This is a genomic window from Mesorhizobium sp. M0701, assembly GCF_040320365.1.
Classification (GTDB): Bacteria; Pseudomonadota; Alphaproteobacteria; order Rhizobiales; family Rhizobiaceae; genus Mesorhizobium.
On the sequence record NZ_JAMYPO010000003.1, the window covers coordinates 218,304 to 243,462 of the forward strand.

Annotated in this window: 24 protein-coding genes; 12 read left to right on the plus strand and 12 right to left on the minus strand. The window is 62.5% G+C overall.

What is annotated here, in order from left to right:
- Positions 1–24: 24 nt before the first annotated feature.
- The 3 genes from NKI24_RS04925 to NKI24_RS04935 form a co-directional block, all read right to left on the minus strand.
- The gene (locus NKI24_RS04925) at positions 25–1,389 is read right to left on the minus strand and encodes an LLM class flavin-dependent oxidoreductase (protein WP_352451454.1); all 1,365 of its coding nucleotides are present in this window, start codon (positions 1,387–1,389) and stop codon (positions 25–27) included.
- A gap of 52 nt (positions 1,390–1,441) precedes the next feature.
- Positions 1,442–1,999 carry an FMN reductase gene (gene msuE, locus NKI24_RS04930; protein ID WP_023677302.1) on the minus strand — a complete coding sequence of 186 codons (558 nt, stop codon included), beginning with the start codon at positions 1,997–1,999 and terminating at the stop codon, positions 1,442–1,444.
- A 732-nt stretch (positions 2,000–2,731) separates the two neighbouring features.
- Complete coding sequence (locus tag NKI24_RS04935) at positions 2,732–4,024, minus strand: Nramp family divalent metal transporter (protein WP_352451453.1); 1,293 nt, start codon at positions 4,022–4,024, stop codon at positions 2,732–2,734.
- A 236-nt stretch (positions 4,025–4,260) separates the two neighbouring features.
- Between NKI24_RS04935 and NKI24_RS04940 the strand changes: the two genes are divergently transcribed.
- A complete protein-coding gene (locus NKI24_RS04940) occupies positions 4,261–4,566 on the plus strand; it encodes a hypothetical protein (protein WP_023677305.1) in 306 nt (101 codons plus the stop codon).
- A 105-nt stretch (positions 4,567–4,671) separates the two neighbouring features.
- Here NKI24_RS04940 and NKI24_RS04945 read toward each other — a convergent pair whose 3' ends face one another.
- Positions 4,672–5,526 carry an aldo/keto reductase gene (locus NKI24_RS04945; protein ID WP_352451452.1) on the minus strand — a complete coding sequence of 285 codons (855 nt, stop codon included), beginning with the start codon at positions 5,524–5,526 and terminating at the stop codon, positions 4,672–4,674.
- Between the two features lie 229 nt (positions 5,527–5,755).
- Here NKI24_RS04945 and NKI24_RS04950 point away from each other — a divergent pair, with 229 nt between their 5' ends.
- From NKI24_RS04950 to NKI24_RS04965, 4 genes are all read left to right on the plus strand, one after another.
- Positions 5,756–6,391 carry an ankyrin repeat domain-containing protein gene (locus NKI24_RS04950; RefSeq protein ID WP_352451451.1) on the plus strand — a complete coding sequence of 212 codons (636 nt, stop codon included), beginning with the start codon at positions 5,756–5,758 and terminating at the stop codon, positions 6,389–6,391.
- 145 nt (positions 6,392–6,536) lie between these two features.
- Entirely contained in the window at positions 6,537–6,926 is a 390-nt protein-coding gene (locus NKI24_RS04955) for an ArsR/SmtB family transcription factor (protein ID WP_352451502.1), read from the plus strand.
- The gene (locus NKI24_RS04960) at positions 6,923–7,453 is read left to right on the plus strand and encodes an SRPBCC family protein (protein WP_352743709.1); all 531 of its coding nucleotides are present in this window, start codon (positions 6,923–6,925) and stop codon (positions 7,451–7,453) included. The genes NKI24_RS04955 and NKI24_RS04960 overlap by 4 nt, the downstream gene beginning before the upstream one ends.
- Positions 7,454–7,554: 101 nt before the next feature.
- Positions 7,555–8,130: a dihydrofolate reductase family protein gene (locus NKI24_RS04965; protein ID WP_352451449.1), complete on the plus strand. Its 576-nt coding sequence runs from the start codon at positions 7,555–7,557 to the stop codon at positions 8,128–8,130.
- A gap of 64 nt (positions 8,131–8,194) precedes the next feature.
- Here the strand turns inward: NKI24_RS04965 and NKI24_RS04970 are convergent, their stop codons facing one another.
- From NKI24_RS04970 to NKI24_RS04995, 6 genes are all read right to left on the minus strand, one after another.
- Positions 8,195–8,995, minus strand: coding sequence for a class I SAM-dependent methyltransferase (locus NKI24_RS04970; RefSeq protein WP_352451448.1), 801 nt, complete (start codon positions 8,993–8,995; stop codon positions 8,195–8,197).
- Positions 8,996–9,147: 152 nt separating this feature from the next.
- Complete coding sequence (locus tag NKI24_RS04975; protein ID WP_352451447.1) at positions 9,148–10,056, minus strand: DUF930 domain-containing protein; 909 nt, start codon at positions 10,054–10,056, stop codon at positions 9,148–9,150.
- Positions 10,057–10,239: 183 nt separating this feature from the next.
- Positions 10,240–10,989 carry a glucose 1-dehydrogenase gene (locus NKI24_RS04980; protein ID WP_352743711.1) on the minus strand — a complete coding sequence of 250 codons (750 nt, stop codon included), beginning with the start codon at positions 10,987–10,989 and terminating at the stop codon, positions 10,240–10,242.
- Between the two features lie 47 nt (positions 10,990–11,036).
- A complete protein-coding gene (locus NKI24_RS04985; protein WP_023677316.1) occupies positions 11,037–12,041 on the minus strand; it encodes a sugar-binding protein in 1,005 nt (334 codons plus the stop codon).
- A 53-nt stretch (positions 12,042–12,094) separates the two neighbouring features.
- The gene (locus NKI24_RS04990; RefSeq protein ID WP_352451445.1) at positions 12,095–13,156 is read right to left on the minus strand and encodes an ABC transporter permease; all 1,062 of its coding nucleotides are present in this window, start codon (positions 13,154–13,156) and stop codon (positions 12,095–12,097) included.
- A 55-nt stretch (positions 13,157–13,211) separates the two neighbouring features.
- Positions 13,212–13,952 (minus strand): ATP-binding cassette domain-containing protein, encoded by a 741-nt coding sequence (locus NKI24_RS04995; protein ID WP_352451444.1) that lies wholly within the window; start codon positions 13,950–13,952, stop codon positions 13,212–13,214.
- Positions 13,953–14,404: 452 nt separating this feature from the next.
- On the opposite strand from NKI24_RS04995, the gene NKI24_RS05000 reads away from it, so the two are divergent.
- The 3 genes from NKI24_RS05000 to NKI24_RS05010 all read left to right on the plus strand — a co-directional run bounded on the left by NKI24_RS05000 (position 14,405) and on the right by NKI24_RS05010 (position 18,153).
- Entirely contained in the window at positions 14,405–15,838 is a 1,434-nt protein-coding gene (locus NKI24_RS05000; RefSeq protein ID WP_352743714.1) for a coiled-coil domain-containing protein, read from the plus strand.
- A gap of 132 nt (positions 15,839–15,970) precedes the next feature.
- Positions 15,971–17,533, plus strand: coding sequence for a serine hydrolase (locus tag NKI24_RS05005; RefSeq protein WP_352743716.1), 1,563 nt, complete (start codon positions 15,971–15,973; stop codon positions 17,531–17,533).
- A 182-nt stretch (positions 17,534–17,715) separates the two neighbouring features.
- On the plus strand, positions 17,716–18,153 hold the full coding sequence (locus tag NKI24_RS05010; RefSeq protein WP_352451441.1) for a hypothetical protein: 438 nt from the start codon (positions 17,716–17,718) through the stop codon (positions 18,151–18,153).
- A gap of 119 nt (positions 18,154–18,272) precedes the next feature.
- Here the strand turns inward: NKI24_RS05010 and NKI24_RS05015 are convergent, their stop codons facing one another.
- Positions 18,273–19,214 (minus strand): hypothetical protein, encoded by a 942-nt coding sequence (locus NKI24_RS05015; protein WP_352451440.1) that lies wholly within the window; start codon positions 19,212–19,214, stop codon positions 18,273–18,275.
- A gap of 292 nt (positions 19,215–19,506) precedes the next feature.
- On the opposite strand from NKI24_RS05015, the gene NKI24_RS05020 reads away from it, so the two are divergent.
- Positions 19,507–19,947: a lipid-binding SYLF domain-containing protein gene (locus NKI24_RS05020; RefSeq protein ID WP_352451439.1), complete on the plus strand. Its 441-nt coding sequence runs from the start codon at positions 19,507–19,509 to the stop codon at positions 19,945–19,947.
- Positions 19,948–19,965: 18 nt separating this feature from the next.
- Here the strand turns inward: NKI24_RS05020 and NKI24_RS05025 are convergent, their stop codons facing one another.
- Complete coding sequence (locus tag NKI24_RS05025) at positions 19,966–20,598, minus strand: TetR/AcrR family transcriptional regulator (protein ID WP_023677324.1); 633 nt, start codon at positions 20,596–20,598, stop codon at positions 19,966–19,968.
- Between the two features lie 703 nt (positions 20,599–21,301).
- Between NKI24_RS05025 and NKI24_RS05030 the strand changes: the two genes are divergently transcribed.
- Genes NKI24_RS05030 through NKI24_RS05040 form a run of 3 tightly spaced genes read left to right on the plus strand, consistent with a single transcriptional unit; the run spans position 21,302 to position 25,085 of the window.
- A complete protein-coding gene (locus NKI24_RS05030) occupies positions 21,302–21,787 on the plus strand; it encodes a (2Fe-2S)-binding protein (RefSeq protein ID WP_352451438.1) in 486 nt (161 codons plus the stop codon).
- Complete coding sequence (locus NKI24_RS05035) at positions 21,784–22,767, plus strand: FAD binding domain-containing protein (RefSeq protein ID WP_352706351.1); 984 nt, start codon at positions 21,784–21,786, stop codon at positions 22,765–22,767. The genes NKI24_RS05030 and NKI24_RS05035 overlap by 4 nt, the downstream gene beginning before the upstream one ends.
- Positions 22,764–25,085 carry a xanthine dehydrogenase family protein molybdopterin-binding subunit gene (locus NKI24_RS05040; RefSeq protein WP_352451436.1) on the plus strand — a complete coding sequence of 774 codons (2,322 nt, stop codon included), beginning with the start codon at positions 22,764–22,766 and terminating at the stop codon, positions 25,083–25,085. Before NKI24_RS05035 ends, NKI24_RS05040 begins: the two co-directional genes overlap by 4 nt.
- Positions 25,086–25,159 lie beyond the last annotated feature (74 nt).

The window sequence follows — 25,159 nt, forward strand, 5'->3', positions numbered from 1 at the left end:
TGGAAAATATCGGGCTTCTCGGGATTATTCGGCGGCCAGCACCGCCGAGCGGGCGGCGGTCCAGGGGTTTTCCGGCCGCCTGAGGCCGAGGTTCTCGCGCAACGTCCTGCCTTCATAGGCGGTGCGGAACAGGCCGCGGCGCTGCAGCTCGGGAATCACCAGCTCGACGAAGTCGTCGAGCCCGCCGGGCAGCCAGGGCGGCAGGATGTTGAAGCCGTCGGCGGCTTCGTTGCCGAACCATTCCTCCAGCTGATCGGCGACCTGCGTGGCGCTGCCGATGACGGTATAATGGCCGCGGGCCGTTGCCACCCATTGGTAGAGCTGTCGGATGGTGAAGTTGTGCTCGTCGGCAATCTGGCGGATCAGCGCCTGGCGGCTCTTCATGCCTTCGGTCTCCTTGCTCGGCGGCAGCGGTCCATCGAGCGGATAGCCGGTGATGTCGAGCGTCTGGCCGGCCAGCCCGTTGAGCAGGGCGACGCCGTCTTCGGGCAGGATGAGATCGTTCAGTTGCTGGTACTTGGCGCGCGCTTCTTCTTCGGTGCGGCCGACGAAGGGTGCCACGCCCGGCATGATCAGCACCTGCTCGGGATCGCGGCCGACGGCCGTCACGCGCGCCTTGATATCGCGATAGAATTCCTGCCCCGACGCCAGGTTCTGATGGGCGGTGAAGATGACTTCCGCCGAGTGGGCGGCGAGCTTGCGACCGTCTTCCGATTGCCCCGCCTGCACCACGACCGGGTGCCCCTGCACCGGGCGCGGCACGTTGAGCGGCCCTTTCACGCTGAAATGCGCGCCCTTGTGGTCGATGTCGTGGAGCTTGTCCTTGTCGTAGAAGCGCCCCGATTTCTTGTCGCGGATGAAGGCATCGTCCTCCCAGCTGTCCCACAGCGCCTTGACCGTCTCGACATGCTCATGCGCGCGGGCATAGCGCTCGGCGTGGGCAGGCTGCGTCTCGCGATTGAAGTTGCGCGCTGTTTCGTCGCCGGCCGAGGTGACGACGTTCCAGCCGGCGCGGCCATTCGACAGATGATCGAGCGAGGCGAATTTGCGGGCGAGCGTGTAGGGCTCCTCGTAGGTGGTCGAGGCGGTAGCGATGAAGCCGAGATGCGTAGTGAGCGGCGCCAGCGCAGCAAACAGCGTCACTGGCTCGAAGCCAGCGATCTTGGCGTTGCCGCCTTCGCGGGCGCCGAGCCCGACCGTCAGATTGTCGGCGAGGAAATAGGCATCGAACAGGCCGCGCTCGGCGATCAGGGCGAGCTGCTTGTGGAACTCGAAATTGGTGGCGCCGTCGGCCGGCGCCTCGGGGTGGCGCCAGGCGGCGATATGTTGTCCGCCGCCGGGCAGGAAAGCGCCCAGTTTGATTTGCCTGGATTTGGTGGATCTGGTCATCGCGGCGTGCTCCTGGACGGATCGGAAAGGGGATCTCGGGTCAGTGGTGCGTTCAGGCGGCAAGGCCGACGCCGTAGGGCACCCCGGTTACCCGGCATGCCTCGGCGACCGCCTGCCGGGCGCGGGCGTGGATGGCTTCCGACACCAGAACACCATTGGCAAAGTCCTTGTCGGAGGCGTAGATCGCGGTCGGTACGGTCAGCGCCTCGAAGAAGCCGAACAGCGGCCGCAGCTGGTGCTCGACGATCAGCGAATGGCGCTCGCCGCCGCCGGTCGCGGCGAGGATGACGGGCTTGCCCCTCAGCGATGACGGATCGAGCAGGTCGAAGAAGTGCTTAAAAAGCCCGGTATAGCTGCCTTTGAAAGTCGGCGAGCCGGCCACCAGGATGTCGGCGCCCAGCAGCCGTTCGACGATGTTGCGCGCCGCGGGGTCGAGGTCGCCGAGGCGCCTTGCCTGCGGCAGGGACGCGCCGAGATCCTCGATGTCGAAGACGGCCGAGGCCGCGCCGATGCTTTCGGCGGCCTGCCCGACAATGTGGCTGACGAACGCCTTGGTCTTCGATGGCCGGGTCAAGTTGCCCGACAGCCCCACCACGAGCTTTTTCGACATTCCTGGCTCCCTCTCAAGCGCTCTATTTTAGGATCTTGGGTCTAGCGATCTATGTTAAATCTAGAGAGTTTGTAGAATTAAGAGAGTGAGAAAATTTCAAAAGTAGCGCATTGGGCGAACGGAGTTTGCGGCACATCGCCTGCAATTGGTTCATTCAATGCGCCGCAGCGCGCTGAAAACCCGCCACAGCGCCTTCAGCCGCGATGGCGCAGCGCGTCGGACAGAGCGCATGAAGCCGGCCGGACATATAAGGCAAGTCGCCCTCGGACGCTCTCGGCGCGACGTCGAGGAACTATGTCCCGATACCACAATCCTCGACGGCCTAGCGGTCCTCGGGGAGGATGCAAGCGAGGCACAGGCCACGGCGCTGGAGCGGCTCCGCGGCATGCAGTGAGTCAGGTCAATTTGATTCAAATCCGGCTGTGGATATTTGCTTTTGGCTAAATCGAGGCGGTCATCTTGCCGGCGGGCGGGCAACAGGGAGATGCCTATGACAAGCGACTTTGCCGCCGCACACCTGCACCTTGAACGAGCCTGCCACTATTTGAGCGGCGAGGACGAGACGAGCCGCACGGCTCGTGCGGCTCTGGATCTCCTGATCGATGCAATTGTCGCAGCGCAATACAAGCGGCCGGTGGGAGATGTTGTGGAGTTTCCAAGGCCGGCAAAGCTGGGGCAATCCGCAAGCGGGAACGGGTAATCCAACTAGCGGCGTCCCTTGTCCTGCCGGATTTACATGAACCAGGTGGCCACCAGGCCGATCGTCGCCGAGAAGATGGCGGCGGTCGTTGCCCAACCGAGTATGTTGGTGCTGCGGCTGTTCACCTGCTCCCCCATGATCCTGCGGCTGTTCGTCATCAGCATGATGAGCAGCAACAAGGGCGGCGTCGAGAAGCCCTGAACGATGCCGGACCAGACCAGCGCCTTCATCGGATTGAAGCCGAGGAAGTTGAGGCCGGCGGCGATCGCCGTAAAAAATCCGATGGCGAGATAAAATTTGGGTGCCTCTCGAGCCCGGGCGTGCAGGCTGTTTTTCCAGCCGATGGCTTGCGCCACGTCATAGGCAGCGCCGGCGGTCATGACAGGAACCGCGAGGAAACCGACGCCGATCACGCCAGCGGCGAACAGGACGCTTGCGGCCTGGCCGGCTAGCGGGCGCAGCGCCTCCGCCGCTTGCGCTGCCGTGTCGATATCGTGGTGGCCCGCCTTGTAGAGCGTAGCACCCGTCGACAGGATGATGAAATACATGATGAGATTTGAAAACGTCATGCCTATGAGGATGTCCCGGCGCGAGCGGCGGAGTTCGCCGGCGGTGGCGCCCTTCCTTTGCCTGAGCGTCGTTCGCCCCTGGGCAATCTCCTCCTCGACCTCCTCATTGGACTGCCACGTGTAGAGATAGGCGGACAGCGTGGTGCCGATGATGGCGACCAGGATCGACAGGAACTCGCGGTTGAATTCGATCCTTGGAAGCAGCGTTCCGCGCAGCACCGCCGCGGCGTCCGGTTTGGCCAGAATGGCGGCACCGACATAGGCGAGCAGCGCCAACGCCAGCCAGCGAAAGATGTTGCGGATCAAAGTATAGGAGCCGAAGACCTGGAGGGCGAAGATGAGGGCGGCGACGAACAGCACGATCAGCGGAATGGGAAGCGGCACGAATATGTTGATCGCCGCCGCCATTCCACCAAGATCGGCCGCTGCCTCGATGGTGTTGCCGACGAGCACACCCAACAGCACCGACCAGAGCAGCCACCGCGGGTAGAAGTCCTTGATGACGTGGAACAATCCGCGCCCCGACACCTGGCCGAGCTTCGACGACAGGTAGACGACCGCGTACATCATCGGCAACGTCACCGGAGCCGTCCAGAGCAGGTCGGGTCCGAAACGGGCGCCGGCACTGGCATAGGTGCCTATAGCGGAACAATCGTCGTCGGCCGCCCCTGTTATCAGGCCGAGGCCGAGCGCTCGTCCTATGCCGCCCTTGCCCTCCTTCGGTGGGATGGAATGATCGGAACCGGCCTGCCTCATTGCGACCGGACCGGGTTGCGAACGAAAGACGCGGCCTGCCATGCAATAATGGTAAGGATCGGTCGCGGCGCTGGTCTCATTTTGCTTCCTTCAACAACTTGCCCAAACCCGGCGTGCCATGACTTGTTCCGCGACGACCGGACAGGGGTTTTGTCTCAGGCAAAAAAGTTCGGGTTGACCGCTTCCGAACGCGAAGCGACTATCCGTTCGAGGCGAAGATCGCAGGAGGAAATGCAATGGACGAGCCCGGTCAGTGGCGCCACATGTCGAGCGCGCCAAGGGACGGCAGCAGAATCCTTGTCACGGTTCGGCCGTCCGAACAGGGTCCGGCCGAGGTCGACATGGCTTACTGGGCCCGCGCCGATCAGTTCGGCAGCGAAGGCTGGCGCGCCTCCGACTCGTCTCCAGGACGCATCGTCGAATATGCCGAACCCGAACTGAAGTGCTGGATGCCGCTGCCGTCGGCCAATCTCAGCAAGGGATCGATGCCGAGCCCCTGGGAGGGCGAAGATGTGCCGCTGGTGGATGGCTCGGGGATATGAGCTAGCGGGAAGGGTCGTTTTGATCGCTGCCGGGACAGCGCCCCCCTCTGTCCTGCCGGACATCTCCCCCACAAGGGGGGAGATTGGCAGCTTCACTGTCGGCCCTCAGAACAGGAATGCGGCTGTAGCGGGGTTCGGGCCGGTGCGGCCGTCGGGCGAATCCATGCCCCGGATAAGCTCGAGGTCCTTCGCTTCCAACTCGAAATCGAAGACATCGAAATTGGCGGCGATGCGGTCCTGGTGGATCGACTTTGGAATGACGATCAGCCCTTCCTGAAGGTGCCACCTGACGATCGTCTGCGCCACCGACTTGCCGTGTTTCCTGGCGATGCTTTCAAGCGTCGGATCGCTCAACAGCCGGCCGCTGCCCAGTGGGCTCCAGCTCTCGATGCGGATGTTGTGCCTGTCGTGGAATTCACGTTTGTCACGCTGCTGGAAGCGGGGGTGGAGCTCGATCTGGTTGACGGTCGGCGTGACGCCGGTCTCGCCGATGATCCGTTCGAGGTGGTCCTGGTTGAAGTTCGAAACGCCGATCGACTTGATCCGGCCTGATTGCCTGAGTTCGATCAGCGTCTTCCAGGCCTCGACATATCTGTCCTGGCTGGGCACCGGCCAGTGGATCAGGAACAGGTCGATCTGTTCGATGCCGAGCTTGCTCATCGTCTCGTCGAAGGCGCGCAAGGCGGCGTCGCGCTGATGCGCGCCGTTGCGCAGTTTCGAGGTGATGAACAACTCGCTTCTCGGCACGCCGGCCGAGCGGATCGCCTGCCCGACACCTTCCTCGTTCTGATAGCCTTCGGCGGTGTCGATCAGCCTGTAGCCGGCCTCGATTCCCCAGCGCACCACCTTGGCGGTGATGGCTGGATCGACCTGCCACACGCCGAGGCCGATTTGCGGAATGGCGGAGCCGTCGTTCAATCTGATTTGTTCAGGTCTATTCAGGGTAATCTGTTCAGGCATGTTCAGGTCCTTCTGCATCGTTCCGCCCGGCGCAGGCTCTATCTAGTCTGAATGGCCGCCAAAGCCAGTCGATATCAGGAGAATGTGAGGAGACGGACGTGAAGCGCTGATCCTCCGCTTCGGGCCGACAGCTCTCTGTGACCCACGGACTCCAGGGAACTCTATACAGGACGACCCCACTATCGCGGATTCTGTGGTATTCTGTGGACTATCCGAGGAGGCGACTGCGTTGACCAACAGCTTGGAAGCCGAAGGGGCAAGAGACTGGTCGCCCCTGCTGGTCGCGGCAGAACAAGGCGATGCGGAGGCGGTTCGATCGGAATTGGCGGCTGGCGCCGACATCAATCAGTCGGACGACGGCGGCTGGTCTGCACTTCACCTTTCAGCCCTCAATGGCCGCACAGCTGTGGTGGAGGCGCTGATCGAAGACCCGGAAATCGACGTGAATGCCAGAAACAAGTGGAAGAGCACGCCCTTGAGCCTTGCGTCGGCCAAGGGACATTACGCGTGTATCGCAGTCCTCGTGAGACACCCCCAAATAGAGATCAACGCGCGAGCTGACTACTACGGCAGAACGGCTCTTATCGAGGCGGCGAAGAACGGGCATCTCGAAGTCGTCAAGTTGCTCGTGGAGAATGGCGCGGAAGTAAATCTGACCGACAAGACAGGGAGAAACAACGCGCTCATCGAGGCTATCAAGGGGCGGCACTACGAGATCGCGGAATACCTGCTGGATTCTGGGAAAGTGAGCTTTATCAACAAAGAGATGAGGCTAAACGCCCTGATCTGGGCTGGCAGCTGCCACAACCCTCAGCTTATCGAAAAGCTGGAAGCCGCGATCCACAGTTTCTTCGACGGCAAATAAGGGCCTCGCCCTTACTGTCGCGGGGCGCGTCCGTATCTCCCGTCACGTCGACACGTTCGACGGCGCAAACGGCCCCGCGGCGCTTCACATAAATTATTCAACCAAACGGTTGACTATCTCAATGCATGCGTCTATATTCAACTACATGGTTGAATTAGAGACACCCCAGATGGACGCGGTTTTTCACGCCCTTGGCGACGCCACCCGGCGGCACATGCTTCGCGATCTCGCCGATGGCGAGAAAACGGTAAGCCAGCTGGCGGAACCCTTCGCGATGTCGCTCGCGGCGGCCTCCAAGCACATCAAGGCGCTGGAGAACGCAGGGCTTATTCGTCGAGAGGTGAGGGGCCGCACGCATCTGTGCCGACTAGCCCCTGGACCGCTGGCCAGCGCCCATCAGTGGCTCAGCTTCTACGAGCGCTTCTGGACCGGTCGTCTCGATGTTCTCGAACGCCTTCTTCGCGAAGAGGACGCACGCAAAGCCCAGGATAAGTCCAGGAAATCGCCCAACCCGAAAGAAGGAGACGAGCAATGAGCCAGATGAGAACCATCGACGCCTATGGCGAGCTGAGCGAGCCCGCCACGTTCACCATCCAGCGCCTCTTGCCCGGCCCCATCGAGCGCGTCTGGGCCTATCTCACCGAGAGTGACTTGCGCCGGCAATGGATGGCCGCGGGCCAGATGGAAATGAAGGCCGGCAGCTCGTTCGAATTGGTCTGGCGTAACGACGAGCTGACGGACCCGCCTGGCCAGCGCCCCGCGGGCTTTCCCGAAGAGCATCGGATGGAGGGCCGGATCACCGAACTCGATCCGCCGCGCAAGCTTTCCATCACATGGGGAAACACCGGCGTCTCCTTCTTGCTGGAGGCGAAGGGTAACGATGTGCTGCTCACCGTCGTTCATCGCCGCCTGCCGGAACGTGCAATCCAGCTCAACATCACGGCCGGCTGGCACATACACCTCGACCTGCTGGCCGCCCGCCTGGCGGGCAAGACGCCGACCTCGTTCTGGGACGGCTGGAGCCGCCTGCGGGAAGAATACGACCGCCGCCTGCCGGCCTGATGTAACTCGCGGCGGCCATCCCTGAGGTCGCCGCCAGCAACACGAAGCAACGCTGAAACGATGAAACGTGCTTGCATCCGGCAAGCCTGATGGAGGAAGTCATGCGCAAATTGATCGCTGGAATGAAAATTTCCGTCGACGGCAAGATGGAGGGGCCCGAGGGTTATGCCGATTGGGTCGACGCGTGGTCGGACGAATACGGCCTGACGCCGCAAATCGACGCTTGCCTGCTTGGCAGCGTCATGTATGCCGGCTACGAGCGCTACTGGAGCGCCATCCAGAACGAGCCCGACAAGCCGCTGCCGATGACCGGCAAGTTACCGAAGCCGGCCGAGCTCGAATGGGCCAGCTTCGCCGCGCAGACGCCGCATTATGTGCTGTCGAACACAATGACTTCGGCGGCCTGGCCAAAGACGCGCTTCGTGCGGAATTTCGAGGATATCGCTGCGCTGAAACAGCAGCCCGGCAAGGACATCTACCTTATGGGCGGCGCCCGAATTACCGCGAGCCTTATCGATGCCGGGCTGGTCGATGAACTCAGGCTGATCGTCTATCCGCTGCTCGCCGGTGACGGAAAGGCGCTGTTTGGGACGGCGAAAAATCGTCGTGGGCTCGAACTGCGCAAGGTCGAACAGCTTTCGGACGGCCGCGTCGGGCTGGTCTACGGGATCGGCTAAAGCGCGTCGCGTTCGATCGGCCTCATGCGATGCGCTTTTTGCGCGGCATGCATTAGCGCCAACGTCAGGCAACGACGCCGCGGCAGGCCCAGGCGACATTGGCAAAGGACCTCGGGCCGTCGGGCCGGCCGGCCTCGTAAGCGTCGCGCATGGCGGCGTCGGTGCGCGCCCGCTCTTCCGGGTCGAGCGCGGCCACATATTTGCCGAGCGGCCCTTCGCCGGCGGCAATCGGCGCCCAGTAATCATCGAAATTTTGGTAGTTCATGCGGATCATCAACTCGGTTTCCGTAACGTCGCGGAGACCCTGTTCGACAAAGGTCCGTTTCATTTCACCCGGCTGCATCATCGGCTGCGTGCAATAGCGGGCACGCAGCTGGCGTCCGCCTTCACTGAGCACCGCCACCGTGTCGATCATCATGCGCATCCCCGGCATGCCGCCGAGATGGTCCCATACCGTCGCCGCGACGACGCCGCCCGGCCGCACGACGCGGCGCATCTCGGCGACTGCCTTGCCGGCTTCGGGCACGAAATGGAGCACGAGCAGGGCCAGGGCACGGTCGAACGCGCCATCCTCAAAGGGCAGGGCGCAGGCATCCGCCTGACGGATTTTTATCCGCGGATCGGTGTTGCGCCGGATTGCCTCCTCGACGAAAACGGCCGAAAAGTCGATCGCCGCGACCTCGCCGAGGTCAGCGGCCTTGACGAGCGCGAAGGTCAGGCTGCCGGTACCGCAACCGACGTCGAGGATGTTTTCGCCGTCGGCAAGCCCCACGAAGTCGATGAACAGCGGCGCGAGTCTTTGGCTCCAGCGGCCCATGAGCTGCTCATAGCCGGCAGCATGATGAACGTTGAAACTTGAAGTCATCGAAGCCTCCTCCCAAAGCCGTATGCTAGACTTCGGCGGCCGCTGACGAAAGCCACTTTTCGCGCGTGTTGGTTCGGCAGCCCGGAGCGCGCGAAGACATCGCCGGCCGGATTTGATGGCGCCGGCCAGCCAGCCTCCGTGGCCTCGACCACCTATTCGGCGGGTAGCCCGCGGCGCTTCCATTCGCTGCGCGGCACCGGATCTCCGACACGGAAGGCGAAGGAAATGACTTTCGTCGCGTCCGGATCGACCTCGCAACGATAGCTCAAATCGTACCACTGCCCGTTGGCACGGAAGGCGGTCCTGGGAACTTGCATGATAGTGCCTTCCTTCAGCCTGAATGAACGCAAGAGGTCGGGAAAATAGGGGGGCGAGGCGCGGCGCAACTGTTCGCGCAATTCCGTGAGGCAGAGCTGACCGATCCGCACGGGGCGGGGTATATTGCCCATTGCGCTTGTCGCTATCGGATCACCGGTTGCTGCTTCCGAGAACAACGTCTTGGCTTGCTGAAGCTTCAAGGGTTTTTGCTCCTTGACGTTCGCTGGCTTGGGCTTAGGCGGCGCGGATGCGCCAGGCGACGGAGCCTGGTCTTTCCCCTCGACCGCTGTCACGGCAGGTGGCTGTGCAAGATCCTGGTTACTGGGAACTTGCGGCGCTAGCGATTGTTCCGAACCATCCTCCGCACTGTTGCCGTCCAGAGACTTGCGAGGACCGGCGTCCTTCTCACCGAATTGGAAGACAGGTCTCTGCGCGGTGACCTCACGGCTCGTCGGCGTCTCGACCTTGGCTTCCGGCTGCTTTTCCGGCTTGGGCGGTTCAGCGGGGGAAGGAGGTTTGGTTTTTTCCGGCGGTTTAGGCGGCGGCACGATATCCACTGCGATGGCCTGCTCCTTCTGCGGCTGCGGGGGCGACAGCGGCAGTGCGGACAAAAGAAGCGCGGCGGCGAGCAAATGCACGACCGCGGAGGCAGGCAAGGCCCACCCGAATACCCGGCGCTGATCCCGTATGTCGTCTCTCATCGTGACCGGTGTGTGGAATGAAATATTGGCGGCATCAAGCATCGATGCCGCCGGACGTCGAAATAACCCGTTGCGAATCGAAAGTCGGCGGCTGCAATACGGCGCGTCATCCAATCGTCTGGCGTCGGCGTCCGTGCAGGGGACCGGGCCAGCAGCGGATGCAGCAAGTCGTCATTTCAGGCGGCTAGCAGGCACGCCCTGCCGGCACGGTGTCACCGGTTGAAATCACAGGGAAACCGATAGCCCGCCGTCAACCGCGAGCACGTGCCCGTTGACGTAAGCGGCAGCGTCGGAGGCGAGAAACACCACGGCTCCGCCGAGCTCCTCAGGCTGGGCCCAGCGGCCCGCGGGGGTTCGTGCCTCGACCCATTTGGTGAAGGCCTCGTCGCGCATAAGTGCGGTGTTGAGCTCGGTGGCGAAATAGCCGGGGGCGATCGCGTTGACGGTGATGCCGTGACGGCCCAGCTCAGCGGCAGTGGAGCGTGTCAGCCCGTGCAGCCCCGCCTTTGCCGCCACATAGGCGTGAATGGTGGGACGGCCAAGGATCGCTGCGACCGATCCGGTGTTTATTATGCGCCCGAACTTGCTTGGCAGCATCAGGCGCACCGCGTCGCGCATCATGCGGAAGCAAGCCGACAGATTGACGGCAACCACATGGTTGAAATCCTCGTCCTGCCATTCGACCAGCGGTTTCCGATGCTGGATGCCGGCGTTGTTGACCAGAATATCGAGGCGGCCGTGGCGTTCGACGATTCCTTCGAGCGACGCCCTTGAGATCGCCGCGTCGGTGACATCGAACGGCAGGGCTTCTGCACCGATCCTTTCGGCGGCCGCGGAAAGGGCGGCCATGTCGCGCGCATTGACGATCACCGTCGCGCCGTTTTCCGCAAGTGCCTTGGCCATGGCAAAACCAAGACCACGCGAGGCACCCGTGACCAATGCGACACGGCCCTTGAGCGAGAACAATTCCGGCATTGAGATCCCCTATGAAAAGGGCGGGAGTTTCCTCCCGCCCAAAAGCACTATTTGGCGACGCAAGTGTCGGCTGTCTCCGGAGTGCAGACATCGAGGCCTGTGTAGGTCGGGTCGGCCGGCGGAGCCTTGCCCTCCTTCATTTCCTTCAGCGCCATCATCGTCTTGTAGCCCATCTCGAACGGCCGCTGGCCGACCTGGCCAAGGGAGAAACCTTCCTTCATCTGGTCGATCTGTACCGGAAGCGTGTCAGCAACGACAAGGGCCAGGGCTTTCGAGGCGATCTTGTCCTTGTACGGTGCGACCGCGGCGCGGTTGGCATCGGGAATGAACTGCGGGAAGCCACCGGTCGGGACGAATGCGTCGAGGTTCGGGTTTTTCGCCATGATATCCTCGAACTGTTGCACCGAAAGCGGGAAATCATCGTTGGTGTAGAGCGGACAGCCTTCGATTTCAGTCCAGCCGTTCTGGCCCGTCAGCCGATCCCCGGGCGAGGCCGCCGATTTGGTGCCCGAAAGTGTATCGCGAATGCCCTGCATGCGCTCGTTGTGGTTGGCCGCCGCGGCGCCGCCGGACTGGATGCAGATCGTGCCGCCTTTGGGCTTGATCTGCATGACAAGCTTGGCGAGGTTCTCGCCGATCTCATAATTGTGCGTGCCGATATAGGCGACGCGAAGATCTTTGTTCTCGGGCAGGAGGTCGGAATCCCAGGTGAGGACCGGGATGCCGGCTTCCTTGGCGGCCTGCAGCGCAACCGCCATCGCCGCGGCGTTCGATGGCGACACGGCGATGCCGTCCACCTTCTTGGCCACGAGGTCCTGCACGATCTGCACCTGCTCGTCGCCACCACCATGCTCGCCGGGGCCGATATACATGCACTCCACGGCGCCATTGGATTCGGCCTCGGCTTTCTTGCAGCCGTCGCGTGCCTGGTCGAAGAAAGGATTGTTCATGTTCTTCGGCACCAGGGCGAAGGTGTATTTCGCCTGGGCGCCGGAAACGGCGAGCACCATTGCGCCAAGCGCGACGGCGGCCGTGAGCAGATGTTTTTTCATGTGACGTTCTCCTCCTTGGTGTGATGTCCCGCAAGCCTCCCGCCGGCGGGTTTCTAGCGGCGTTTTTTGGGCATCAAGACTGCCAGCGACGCGGCGAGAATCGATTTGCCGCCGGTTTGCATGCCCAAAAGAACCGCAAGAACGATGAAGGCGCCGACGAAGGCACCTTGCCAATTTGAATCGATGCCGGCCATCAGCAGCGCATTCCTGATCACCTCGAGGAAGGCCGAACCGATGATCGCACCGAAGGCCGTGCCGGCGCCGCCCATGAGGCTGGCGCCGCCAATGACTGTCGCGGCGATAACGCGCAGCTCGTAGCCCTGGCCCATGGCATTGATGGCCGAGCCGTTATAGCCGAGGAGCAGGAGCGAGGCGAGCGCGGCGGTGAAAGCCGAGAAGACATAGGCCTGGAATTTAATCCAGTTGACCGGAACGCCGGTGAGCCGTGCCGCCTCCTCATTGCCGCCGATGGCGAAGAGATGCCGGGCCCAGGCTGTGAAGTTGAATACGAAGCCGAGAATCAGGGCCAAGATCACCATGGTCCAGAATTGTGACGACAGTTCTGGTATCCAATGCGGTGCCCAGTCGTTCGGACCATGCCGCGGCCATTTCCACTGACCGATTGCCTTCACGATCGGAGCATCGGGCCCGAACTGGTAGAGCATCTGGTTGGCCGAGAATACGACCGCCAGCGAGCGCGCGACGGACAGCATACCGAGGGTGACCACAAAGGACGGCATCCCGACATAGGCGACAAAGAATCCGTTGACCGCGCCACAGGCCAGACCGGAGAAAAGGCCCATGGCGAAGGCGACGTACCAGGGATAATGCCAGGTGAGGAACAGGCCGGCGACGATGACCACGAGACCCATGACGGAGCCGACCGACAGATCGATACCGCCGGTGATGATGACGATCGTCATGCCAAGTGCCATGATGCCGAAAGGTGCGAAATTGCGCGTCACATTGGCGACGTTTTCAGACGTGCCGAAGCTCGGCTCCATCGCAGTCATCAACATGACGAGCGCGATGAGCGCGATCATCACCCAGAAGGGCTGACTTGAAATCACACGTTGGAGAACTGTTTTTTCCTTGGTCGGGACGAAATCCGACATTACCGGCCGGCCATGTTCTTCGACTGAGCCCTGAACGCCAACTGACTCCTGAACACTATTCGCCACGGATGGCCCCCGTTATCAGTCCAGTGATTTCCTCGGGCGATGTTTTGTCGGCTGGCTTGTCGGCAACTTTCGAGCCCCGCCTGAGGACGATAATGCGATCTGCCACGGCGAACACGTCAGGCATTCGGTGACTGATCAGCATGACGCCGACTCCTTGTGCTTTGAGGCGTCGGATCAGTTCGAGTACTTCCGCCACCTGGCGCACGGAGATGGCGGCCGTTGGTTCGTCCATCAGCACCAGCTTGGCATTTGAAAGCCGGGTCCGCGCGATGGCGACCGCCTGGCGCTGCCCACCCGACATCTTCCTGACGAGGTCGCGCGGCCGGGTTTCCGATTTGAGTTCCTTGAACAGCGCTGCCGAGCGATCGATCATCGCCTGCTTGTCAAGAATCCTGATCGGCCAGAAGCCTTTCTTGATCTCGCGCCCCAGAAAGACGTTCTGCGCGGCCGTCAGATTATCGGCGAGCGCCAGGTCCTGATAAACAACTTCGATCCCCTTGGCGCGGGCCTGCACGGGCTGGTGGAAGTGGCACACCTCGCCCTCGACTACAATTTCGCCGTCGCTCGGAGGAAAATTCCCGGCCACAGTCTTGACTATCGTCGACTTGCCGGCGCCGTTGTCCCCCATCAGACCAACGACTTCGCCTCGCTCCACCTGGAAGCTGACGTCAGTCAGGGCCTGGATAGCCCCGAAATTCTTGGAGACGTGGCAAACCTCAAGCACCGGCATCGCGGTCCTCCCGGGACAACATTTATCGGTCTTGTCCCTGGTCAATGCACAGCAGCTAATCAGCGAAACGTATTCAACACAATCATTTATTAGGTCAGGCCTTCCTGCCGTAACGCGCCTCGTCCAAGTGTGACTTGTAGCTGCTGCAGAGCACCGAGGCGCTCGGCCGATCCTTACAACAGCCACCAGGCGATCCTCATGCTTGCGCCGCTTCATATCCGTTTCGGGTGAAAATGAGTGGGCATTTTTCGAGCGGTGCCAACGCCTCGGGTATGGAGCGCGGCAGAACACGGCTTTGCGTCATTCAAACACACGAGGACAGTGGCCAAGCCTGTCCCTAGCGTGCGTCGGCCAGAGCGCACGTCAGGAGATGAGCCCGCATTCGGGGGAGGCGAGGGTCAAGTGTTGAAAATCCGCTCCTTAACGGCGCTGCACGAGAGGGATATTCGATCATGAATTTCAAAGGTTTGATCAAGCGTGCCGAGACTGTGGAGAGAGCGTTCAAGGAGCTCGAAACCGATTTGGCGGATGCGTTTAGCGAATGTCTCAATGTGGACGATCAGTCGCCGCTGAACGACGTCACTGTGCCGGATGAAACTGTATCGGATGAGAATCTCCCGGCAACGGATGACAACTCGCAGCTCGAGGCCAATGCGGACGCCTTCGAGACCGCACGACGGCTGTCCCCCCATACGCAAACCCGGCTGGCTGCCTTAAGTGCGGTCGATGGGCTCTTTCACGACGCGCAGGAGTATCTGGGGGAGATCAATGCGAAACTGTCGGAGATCGCGACCTCGCATCATCTGACGGGCGAATTTCTAAAACTGCTCCACGGCGACATTCTTCGCGCCAACGAATTGGAGCTGGCAAATACCGGCCTGACCGCGCAGCAAAGAGTGCTGTCCGAACAGCTCCACGATGCAACCAGAAAGCAGCGCGAGCGCGACAGCGCTATCGAGGCCCTGCAGCAGCACGAGGCGAGCCTGGTCGAGGACAAGGAAGCACTTCGCGGCGCGCTGGCTGCGGCAAGGCTGGAACTCGTCGTGGCAGGCAATGCGAGCGCAAAACGCGAGGCCGAGTTCGGCGAGCTTGTCAAAACGCTCTCGGCCAGAGCGGTCGAGGCCAACAGACGCTCGCGCGAGAACGAGATGCTGCGGGAGAAGCATGTCAGTCTGTCGATCGATCTCGACAAGGCGCTGAAACGGGAGGCCGAGGCGCGGCACAGGCTGGACGAACTCTCGACCGTCCATGCCAATGACGCCGCGCAGGTTTCCGAACTGCTGGCCGCGCTTGGCAAGAGCGAGAAAGAGGAAATGCGGCTGCAGAAATCGCTCGATATGGCGCAGACGAAGCTGTCGGAAATAACGGAAGCGGCCCGCCTCAGGGACGGTGACAGGGAAGCCGAGCTTGCACGCAGTGTCGCGGAGATGACCGGCTTGCGTTCTGAAATCGAGGACCTTCGATCGCGGCTGGAAGCCGCCTCCAACCACAACAGCGAAGCCGTCACCGAGATCGCCAGGCTCAAGGCTCAAGCGAGCGACGCGGTGGCCGAAAAGCAAATTGTCGAGCAAAAATTGTCCGCTCTCACGAAGGAGAGCGAACACGACAAGATGAACCTTTCCGCGGTCAGCGCGAATTTTTCGCAGCTTTCCCTGCAGCAGGCATCCGAACAGATACAGTTCGACGTCCAGCGGCAGGAATGCGAGGATCTGCGAGCCGAAGTCGCGTCGCTTCAAGCCCGGGTCAAGGAACTGTTGCCCTATGAGCGGCTCCACAAGGCCACCAACGCCAGACCGCGTGAAGACGGCGTGGTCGAGATCACCGCCGCGGTGGCGGAGAAGGCCCGCGCCAGCAGGCGGCGCCTTCGCCTGCGCGCTGCTTCGTAGCTCAGGCGCGGCTGTCTGAATTTCGACTGGTGTGAAGCGGATATCCGTCAAAGGATCGCGGGTCGAGCGTGAGGCTGGCCTTCGCTGCGTCGGCCTGCAATAGTGCACGCCGGTGAAGCGGAGGGGCTGAGCATGCGGCTGTTCACAAACCGGAATCACCTCCGGTGGAGGATGTTGGCCTTCATCGCCCTCATTACGCTTTCGCCGAAAGCGGCGTCGGCCGATACCATCCCACCCGACAGGATCGCCGCGGCCATTGCGAAGCTCGAATTGCTGGCCGAAGGCGTCGTCGCGGATGGTAGCGTGCCCGGTCTGGCCATCGGCGTCGTGCACGGCGACGAGGTGATCTTCCTCAAGGGGTTCGGGCATCGCGAAGCCGGAAAACCGGAGATCGTCGATGCTGACACGGTCTTCCAGATTGCCTCGCTCTCCAAGCCGGTCTCCGCCACCGTCGTGGCGGCGCTGGTCAGCGACGGGATCGCTTCGTGGGATTCCAAGATCGCCGACCTCGATCCGGCTTTCCGGCTCGCTCAGCCCTATCCGACCAGCGAACTCACGGTCCGCGACCTGTTTGCGCACCGCGGCGGGCTTCCCGGCACCGCCGGCGACGACCTCGAGGACATCGGCTATGACCGCGCGGAGATCCTGCGCCGGCTGCGGTTCGTGTCGCCGTCATCGAGCTTTCGTGCGGGTTATTCCTACAGCAATTTCGGACTGACCGAGGGTGCCGTCGCGGCCGCGAAGCCGACGGGTAAATCATGGGAAAAGGTCGCCGAAGAGAAGCTCTATCGTCCGCTTGGAATGGCCTCGACCAGCTCCCGTCATTCGGACTTCATCAAGCACGCCAACCGCGCCGAGCTTCACGCCAAAATCGATGGCGCCTGGACCGCGAAAGTCCAGCGCTATCCGGATGCGCAGGCGCCAGCAGGCGGCGTCAGTTCCACCGCACGCGACCTCTCGCAATGGATGCGCCTTGTGCTCGGCAACGGGGTCTATGCCGGCAAGAGACTCATTGCCGCCGATGCGCTGGACCAGACACATATTCCCTTGACGGCTCGCGGCAAGAATCCCGTCTCCGGAGGCGAGGCCTTCTACGGCCTCGGCTGGAATATCGAATTCGGCCGGCACGGGCTGATCTGGGGTCACGCGGGCGCCTTCAGCGCCGGCGCACGCAGCCTGGTGATGCTCTTCCCCGAGGAGAAGCTTGGCATCGTCGTCGTCGCCAACGCCTTTCCGACAGGCGTGCCGGAGGGGCTGTCCGACAGCTTCGCCGATCTCGTTTTCGACGGAACGCTGGGGAAGGATAAGGTAAAGGCATGGAATAATATCTATGCGAGCATGTTCGGCCCGGTGATTGCGGCGGCCAAGGCTACCTATGCCGCGTCACCCTCTCCAGCAAGTCCGGCCGAGCCGGCCAGTGCCTATGAAGGCCGTTACTTCAACGACTTCTTCGGCGAAGCTATTGTGTCGGGCGAAGGAGACACTCTTGTCCTCAAGGTCGGGCCCGCCGGCGCGCGGTCCTATTCGCTGAAGCATTTCGACCGCGACCTCTTCGTGACCTTCCCCGATGCCGAGATGCCGGACAGGCCCTCGGCCGTCAGCTTTGCCCTCGGCCCCGACGGCAAGGCGTCGGCCATGACCGTTGATTTTCTCAACGACAATCATCTCGGTACGCTGCAGCGCGTGGGGGACTAGGGGTCAGCACCCAACCAATCCGAACGACCGAGTTCGACCCCATTGCGGACATCCAGTAATTCCGGCAAACGTCAGCCGGAACTGTCGTGCGCGAAGGTTGTGAAAGTTCCATGATGTTGAGGGTATGTGCTCTCTATGCCGTCATAGCTCTGTCCCTCTCTGGTTGCGCGGGACTCGGCTCGTTGAAATACCAAGGCGTGGTGGAAGGAAGACCCCCGACCAGTCTTGGCAAGCAGCTTCCATACGGAGAGTATTTCAAGGTGCAGGTGTCATCTACCATCGACATCACACAATATTTGGAAAGGTCGAGCAGAGAGCACGTCTATCTGCTCGCACGGCTATGCCCTGCCTCCGGCCAAAAGGACTCGAAAGTCATCGCATTCGGGCCGTTTGAAACTCGTCAGCGCCAACAATACGACATCTATCTCGTGGCACGACATCCTGAATCCGGCATCCGATACAGCGACACCTTCCTTGCAGAGTTCGGCGCCTACGACCTCAAGAGGGACAAGCGCGACGTCTGCATCAAATTTTCCGCTCCAGGGTATCCTGCCGCCGTACAATCCGAGGAGTTGCGAGTTCCTGCCGAGGTGTTCAGTCGCAATGCGAATGCCGAGTAGGTCCGCTTTCCATCCATCTCGGCCATTTGGCGGCAGCCAGTTGATCGAGTTTTGCTCCCAGGCCGCCGGACTCAAATTGAACCGTGCCGCCGGCGCGTTCTCAACTCACGACGCCGCGCTCAACTCAAAGACGCCGGGCCGAACTGGAGCAATTTGAAGCAATCGCCGCTTCCCGACTTCAACTGCGTCAGGAAGGGTTTCGACCGGTCGAGCCATTCCTGGTGCGATCTGGCATCGGCTTCGATTTCATTGGCCGGTGCAAGCTTGACGAAGCCGCGCCCGTTGCTGAAAAGCCAGCACGCGCGGCCGAGAAACCGCCTGCTGCGCTGGCGCAGGAGGTCGGCATCATAAAAGACGTCGAGCACCTCCTGCTTGATCTTCCGCTCCTTTTCGGGATTGGCGATCGCAACCTCGATCGGCCCGCCGCCGATCGCATCCTGCAGGTCCTTGTAATCCAGGGCGATCTGGGTAGTGGCATATTTGATATCGCTCTCGTCCCGGACGATGTTGAACCATAGCGTTGGGTTGAGCTCGTTGACGACGAACGATGCTTCGAAATCGCGTGACAGATTCAGGATATCGAACCCCTGAACATCGACGTCGCGCTCGACCAGAAGGATCTGCGAAACCTGCTTGGCGAGCGCCGTTCCGTGGGCGCTGACGGCGGCATTGTTTCCGCCGAGTTCCGGACTGACATAGGCGCCGCCATCATCCAGCAGCGCATCGAATTCGCCGAGGGCCTCCACGACAGCGCTGCCGCGGGCAACACGCGCCGCCAGTTTGGCGAGAACCTGCTGGAGCTCCGTTTCGCGTTTGCGCTGGTCCTGATAATTCTGCTGAAAAAAGAAGATGAACAGGGACACGCCAATCCCGATCAGGATCACGCCCAGCTGCGAAAAGATATTGCGATAATATTCCAGCAGCTTTTCACGATGGCGTACGTCGTCACGCACACTGTGCGCCACGCGAAGATTGACGATCAGCGAAACGACCAGGAGCCCGGCACCGACCAGGATCAGACCGCCGATCAGCAGGTAGCCATGCCGTGAGTTGAAGTCCATTCCTTTGCCGCGCTCCCCGAAACCCCAGACGGGCGCAGACTAATACCATTCCGCTTCAATACACATACGTTTCCTAGGAACGCCGGCGACAGATCCCCGCTGGTCGGCCACTGTTTCTTACAGCCAGGACTATGCTCGCCATCCGCCCTCGTTTCGTGGCGGTCTTCTCGCGGCCGGAATTCAGGCCGCGTGCTTGGAACCAATGAAGGGCGAGACTGTTCAGCTATGACTTTGATACGACGCCGACGTGCCCGGCCGGCTGGGCATGCGGCGATCTTGAGGAGTTCTCATCATGAAGATTTCGTCCAGATTTCGTTCAGTCGCAGTTGCCGTCATTGCTGCGGCGGCAGTTAGCTTTGCCAGCGTCGCGCATGCCGACAGCGGTACGATCCGCTTCGCCGTCTACAAGGCGGCCTTTTTCATCGGCGGCTCCGGAGGCGAGGGCACACTGACCTTCCATGGTCGCCGATATCCCATCTCGGTCGGCGGCATCTCGGGCGGCCTCGCCTTCGGCGCCTCCAAGACCTATTTCAAAGGTACCGTGCGCCACATACGCCGCGCCCGGGATGTGACGGGGGTGTACGGTGCAGCGGGCGGTGGCGGCGCGCTCGGCAAAGGAGCCCAGGTGATCGTCATGACCAATGACAAGGGTGCCCAACTCGAACTCACAGGCAGGCAGGTAGGCCTGCAAGTCAATGCCGATCTCAGCGGTATGAGCATCTCGCTGAAGTAAGGACAGTCACTGCATTCGTCATTCCTTGGATGGGCCGGATTTGGCCGCTCCAAACCGCAGCCCATCCATCAGCAGCGACACCAATCGGCGCGAGCGGTCGCGCCAGTCCTTGGTGTCCGGGGCCGAATAGATGCCGCCCAGCGCATGCAGCACGTCGGAGGCATCGACATCGCCGCGGATCGAGCCGTCGGCGACCGCGGCATCGATCAGCCGCCGCAAGGCGAGCGTCACCCTGCCGGAAACGTCGGAGAACAGGGTTGAGTTGGTCGTGAGCAGGATGCGCAGGCTTGTCGACAGCCCGCGCTTGGTGGCGATGTAGTCGACGAAGCGCTGCATCCATTGTTCGAGCGCCATGTCGGGCGCATGATCGCGGGCGAGTTCGTCGGCCGCCTGGCACAGTCCTTCCACTTCGCGCCGATAAACCACCTCGACCAGGTGCTCGCGGGTTGGGAAATGCCGGTAGAGCGTGCCGATGCCGACGCCGGCCTGGCGCGCAATCTCCTCCAGCGAGGCATCGACGCCTTGCGCGGCAAAGGCTTTTGCCGCGACCTCGACCAGCGCATCGCGGTTGCGCTGCGCGTCGGCGCGCAGCGGTTTTGCAACGGCGGCTTCGGTTTTGTCTCCAGAAATGACGGGCGGCTCCGCGGCCAATTTTTTCTCCAGTGTTGATCCGAAGCATAACCGAACAGGCAGGCCCCGTTTCAAGAACGCAGACGCTTCCACCTTCGTTACGTCTCCGACAAATATAATCGCAAGTAAATATAATCACAGGATCGAGTCTGGGCCGGCGTTCCGGCAGGCGAGGCATCTTGCCCGCCTCCGGTGCACGGCCGGTGGATGACGACGGAGAATATTTCCTCGCGGCCGGCACTCCTCATCTGTTCGGCCGATGCCGTGGGGCAAAAATGAGCCCACGTTGAGCACGATCCCCTCAGGATCATTGGACTGTCCTGCCCCTACAGACAGTTCAGAGAGCACCACCGGCTTGGGCCGGTGGTGCTTTTTTGTCTCCAGGCATGACGGCCGGCTGCCCTGCCAATTTTCTCCAATTTCGATCAATTTCGATCCGGGGCTTGAACAGGGCAGGGCAGGCCCTTAGGTAATAAGCGGAGGCGCCTCCGATTGTGGAGCGCCTTTCTCATGTAATCACGGGATCGGGTATGTCACGTCTTTCGACCTCCCAAGCCGCAGCCCTCCCGGAGCTCGCGCCAAGTCGAACCGACCCCCTCTGCCCTGCCAGGCACTTCCCCCAAGGGGAAGATAGCCTTCACCTAGCCATAAGCTGACCTTGCCGCTCGCCGGCCGGGCACCAGATCATCCCCTCCCGCGTCAAGCAACTGGAGCCAGACGCCCCATGACAAGCAAAACCCGAACTCCAATCCAACTTCGAATCAACGGACATCGACATGAGCTGGAGGTCGAACCGCGCGTTACCCTGCTCGACGCCTTGCGCGACCATCTCGGCCTGACCGGCACCAAGAAGGGCTGCGACCAGGGCCAGTGCGGCGCCTGCACCGTTCATATCGACGGCCAGCGCGTGCTGGCCTGCCTGACGCTTGCCACTCAGGCTGAAAGCAGGGACATCACCACCATCGAAGGGCTTGCCGGGGAGGATGGCACGCTGCATGCGGTGCAGGCCGCCTTCCTCGAACAGGATGCCTTCCAGTGCGGCTATTGCACGCCGGGCCAGATCATGTCGGCGGTCGCCTGCATTCGCGAAGGCCATGCCGGCTCGGATGAGGAGATCCGCGAATACATGGCCGGCAATCTCTGCCGCTGCGGCGCCTATCCGCATATCGTCGCCGCCGTGCGCCAGGCGGCCATGGAGGCCGCGTCATGAGGGACTTTTCGTATCTCCGCGCCGGCTCCGTCGATGCAGCCCGTGAGGCAGCAGCACTTCCCGGCGCCATGCTTCTGGCCGGCGGCACGACGCTTGTCGATCTCGCGAAATGCGGCGTTGCCGAACCCGAGACCGTGGTCGACATCACCCATCTCAAGGGACTGGACACGATTGCCGTTGATGACCGGGGCGCCACGATCGGGGCGCTGGCCAGGATGAGCACCGTCGCCGACCATGCCGGTATCAAGAGCCGGTTCCCTGCCGTTTCGGAGGCGCTGTGGCAGGCGGCATCGGCGCAGCTGCGCAACATGGCGACGATCGGCGGCAATCTGATGCAGCGTACACGCTGCCCCTATTTCCGCGATCCGGCGAATTTCCCCGCTTGCAACAAGCGCTCGCCCGGCAGCGGCTGCTCGGCGATTGGCGGCGTCACCCGCGGCCATGCCGTGCTCGGCACCAGCGAGGCCTGCGTCGCCACCTATCCCGGCGACCTGGCGGTTGCACTCGTCGCCTTCGACGCGATCGTCCATCTCGGCGACCGTCAGATCGCTGTCGATGATTTTTTCCTGTTGCCGGGCAGCACGCCCGAAAGGGAACATGCGATCGAGCCCGGCGAGATGATCACCGCGATCGGCATTCCCGCTTCGGCGGCCGCCCGCCGCTCGACCTATCTCAAGGTCCGCGACCGCCAGTCCTATGAATTCGCCGCGGCAAGTGCCGCGGTCGGCATCGAATTCGAGGCCGACGGAAGGACGATCCGCGATCTGCGCGTCGCGCTTGGCGGTGTCGCCACCAAGCCATGGCGCGCCCTTGCCGTCGAAGAGGCGCTGAAAGGCAAAGTGCTCGAGCCGGAGGTCGTCAGGCAAGCCAGCCTGCTCGCCGTCGAGGGCACCGTCGACCATGGCGCCAACCACTACAAGATCGAACTGGCGCCGCGCGTCGTCGCCCGCGCCATCCTCAAAATGGGAGAAACGGCATGACCGTTCACGAGTTGAGAACAAGACCAGGCGATGCCAAACGCGGCGACGCTTCGGACGGTGCCGTCCTCGCCGACCAGGTCGGCGGCCGGCTGTCGCGCGTCGACGGCCCGGCCAAGATCACCGGTGCCGCCAAATACGCCGTCGAGCAGCAGCTCGAGGGGCTCACCCATGCGGTGCTGGTCGAGAGCACCATTGCCGCCGGCCGGGTGCGTTCGATCGACACGACCGCGGCCAAGGCGTCGCCCGGCGTGCTGCTGGTGCTGACGCCCGACAACATCCTGCCGCTGAGAACCGCAACGGACTGGCTGGGCACGCCGCCGCCGGACGTCGCCTATTGCCCGCTGGCGCGCGACATCACCTTCAGCGGCCAGCATGTCGCGGCGGTGGTGGCCGAGAGTTTCGAGCAGGCGGTCGCCGCCGCGACGCTGGTCAAGATCGCCTATGACGAGGCGCCGGCGATCGTCGACCTCAGCGACCCAAAGGCCGGCGACGGCATCCCGGTCGATGCGATGACCAAGGAATGGGGCGAGGCGGAGACAGCGTTCGCCTCGGCTCCGGTCAGGATCTGCAACGCCTACAACACGCCGCGCGAATACCAGGCGCCGATGGAGCCGCATGGCCTGATCGCAAAGTGGCAGGGCGACCAGCTGACGGTCTGGGAGCCGAGCCAATGGCTCGACGGCATGGCCCGGACCTATGCCGAATGGTTCGGCGTGCCGTTCGAGAATGTACGACTGGTCTCGCCCTATATTGGTGGCGGCTTCGGCTCCAAGGCGTTTGCCTATGGCTACGGCGCTGTAGCGGCAGTTGCCGCCAAAATGCTGGGACGGCCGGTGAAGCTGGCGGTCACCAGGCCGCAGACCTTCACCGCCTATGGCGGACGGGCGGCGACCCGCCAGACGGTGGCGCTCGGCGCCAACGCGGAGGGTCAGATCCAGTCGATCGTGCATCGCGGCGTCAACGAGACCTCGGTCGACGGCATGTGGGTCGAGCCGCTCGGCTCGGTCACCTCGGTCATGTACGCGACGCCGAATTTCTCGTCGCGGCAGAACGTCGTGCGGGTCAACACGGTGGTGCCGGGGGCATTGCGCGCGCCGGGCGAGAACCCGAGCGCCTTCGGCATCGAAAGCGCCATCGACGAGCTCGCCTACGAGGTCGGTATCGACCCGCTGGAAATCCGTCTCAGGAACTATGCCGAGCAGGATCCGCATGCGAAGAAGCCGTGGTCGACACGGCAACTGCGTGAGGCCTTCGCGGCCGGCGCCGAAGCCTTTGGCTGGTCGAAGCGGAACCCCCGGCCGCGTTCGATGCGCGACGGCAACCAGCTGATCGGCTGGGGTGTCGCGGCAGGCACCTACCCGGTGCGGCGCGCCTATGGCGAGGCGGTCGTGCGCATTCTCGCCGACGGCTCGGTCGAGGTCGAAAGCTCATCGATCGACATGGGGCAGGGCACCTACACGATCCTGGCGCAGACCGCCGCCGAGGTGGTGGGCGTGCCGGCGGAAAACGTCGTCGTCAAGCTTGGCGATTCCCGCTATGCCCGTGCCGGCGTCACCGGCGGTTCGCGGCTGGCCGGGGTGATGACCGGCGCCGTCCACAAGGCGGCGAGTGCCGCGCTCGACCAACTGATCGGGCTCGCCATCAGCGATCCGGCTTCGCCGTTCCATGCACTGCAGGCCAACACGCTCGTCGTCGCCAATGGCCGCGTCGCTTCACCGCGCGGCAACGGCCCTGAAGTTTCCATCGCCGAACTGCTCAGCAGCGTCGGGCGCGAGCATATCGAGGCGAAGGGCGACACCATGCCGGCCAATTCGACGGTCGAGGACCGCTACAAGAACTACACCACCATAGCCATGGCGCTGCCGCACACCGAGGGCGACTATTCCCGCCACAGCTGGTGCGCGCATTTCATCGAAGTCCGCGTCGACGAGGACTTTGGCACGGTTCGCGTCTCCCGCGTGGTGTCGGCGCTGGATTCGGGCCGGCTCTACAACCCCAAGCTCGCCGAAAGCCAATGGAAGGGCGGCATCATCATGGGCATCGGCCAGGCGCTGCTCGAGGAGGGCATCGTCGACCGCCGCCACGGCCGCATCGTCAACAACAATCTCGCCGACTATCTCATCGCCACCAATGCCGACATTCCCGACATCGAGGTGATCTCGGTCGGTATTCCCGATCCGCATTCCTCGGCGCTTGGCGGCAAGGGGGTCGGCGAGCTGGGCATTGTCGGCGTGGCGCCGGCGATCGCCAACGCGGTATTCCACGCCACCGGGAAAAGGGTGCGGGACCTGCCGATCACGCTGGAGAAGCTGATTTAGGCGGAGGTCGGGACTGTCGGCGCATTGGCGATTGGCGAAAGCCGAGGTGACGACCGATCTCCCCACGAGAGGGG

Bases quoted from the DNA above. Each gene is read 5' to 3' on its own strand.
- NKI24_RS04940 (WP_023677305.1), top strand. From the start codon at position 4,261: ATGGACGAGCCCGGTCAGTGGCGCCACATGTCGAGCGCGCCAAGGGAC.
- NKI24_RS04970 (WP_352451448.1), bottom strand. From the start codon at position 8,995: ATGACTTCAAGTTTCAACGTTCATCATGCTGCCGGCTATGAGCAGCTC.
- NKI24_RS04965 (WP_352451449.1), top strand. From the start codon at position 7,555: ATGCGCAAATTGATCGCTGGAATGAAAATTTCCGTCGACGGCAAGATG.
- NKI24_RS04975 (WP_352451447.1), bottom strand. From the start codon at position 10,056: ATGCTTGATGCCGCCAATATTTCATTCCACACACCGGTCACGATGAGA.
- NKI24_RS04995 (WP_352451444.1), bottom strand. From the start codon at position 13,952: ATGCCGGTGCTTGAGGTTTGCCACGTCTCCAAGAATTTCGGGGCTATC.
- msuE (WP_023677302.1), bottom strand. From the start codon at position 1,999: ATGTCGAAAAAGCTCGTGGTGGGGCTGTCGGGCAACTTGACCCGGCCA.
- NKI24_RS05005 (WP_352743716.1), top strand. From the start codon at position 15,971: ATGCGGCTGTTCACAAACCGGAATCACCTCCGGTGGAGGATGTTGGCC.
- NKI24_RS04935 (WP_352451453.1), bottom strand. From the start codon at position 4,024: ATGAGGCAGGCCGGTTCCGATCATTCCATCCCACCGAAGGAGGGCAAG.
- NKI24_RS04990 (WP_352451445.1), bottom strand. From the start codon at position 13,156: ATGTCGGATTTCGTCCCGACCAAGGAAAAAACAGTTCTCCAACGTGTG.
- NKI24_RS05035 (WP_352706351.1), top strand. From the start codon at position 21,784: ATGAGGGACTTTTCGTATCTCCGCGCCGGCTCCGTCGATGCAGCCCGT.
- NKI24_RS04925 (WP_352451454.1), bottom strand. From the start codon at position 1,389: ATGACCAGATCCACCAAATCCAGGCAAATCAAACTGGGCGCTTTCCTG.
- NKI24_RS05000 (WP_352743714.1), top strand. From the start codon at position 14,405: ATGAATTTCAAAGGTTTGATCAAGCGTGCCGAGACTGTGGAGAGAGCG.
- NKI24_RS04985 (WP_023677316.1), bottom strand. From the start codon at position 12,041: ATGAAAAAACATCTGCTCACGGCCGCCGTCGCGCTTGGCGCAATGGTG.
- NKI24_RS05040 (WP_352451436.1), top strand. From the start codon at position 22,764: ATGACCGTTCACGAGTTGAGAACAAGACCAGGCGATGCCAAACGCGGC.
- NKI24_RS05030 (WP_352451438.1), top strand. From the start codon at position 21,302: ATGACAAGCAAAACCCGAACTCCAATCCAACTTCGAATCAACGGACAT.
- NKI24_RS04955 (WP_352451502.1), top strand. From the start codon at position 6,537: ATGGTTGAATTAGAGACACCCCAGATGGACGCGGTTTTTCACGCCCTT.
- NKI24_RS04960 (WP_352743709.1), top strand. From the start codon at position 6,923: ATGAGCCAGATGAGAACCATCGACGCCTATGGCGAGCTGAGCGAGCCC.
- NKI24_RS04945 (WP_352451452.1), bottom strand. From the start codon at position 5,526: ATGCCTGAACAGATTACCCTGAATAGACCTGAACAAATCAGATTGAAC.
- NKI24_RS05020 (WP_352451439.1), top strand. From the start codon at position 19,507: ATGAAGATTTCGTCCAGATTTCGTTCAGTCGCAGTTGCCGTCATTGCT.
- NKI24_RS05015 (WP_352451440.1), bottom strand. From the start codon at position 19,214: ATGGACTTCAACTCACGGCATGGCTACCTGCTGATCGGCGGTCTGATC.
- NKI24_RS04980 (WP_352743711.1), bottom strand. From the start codon at position 10,989: ATGCCGGAATTGTTCTCGCTCAAGGGCCGTGTCGCATTGGTCACGGGT.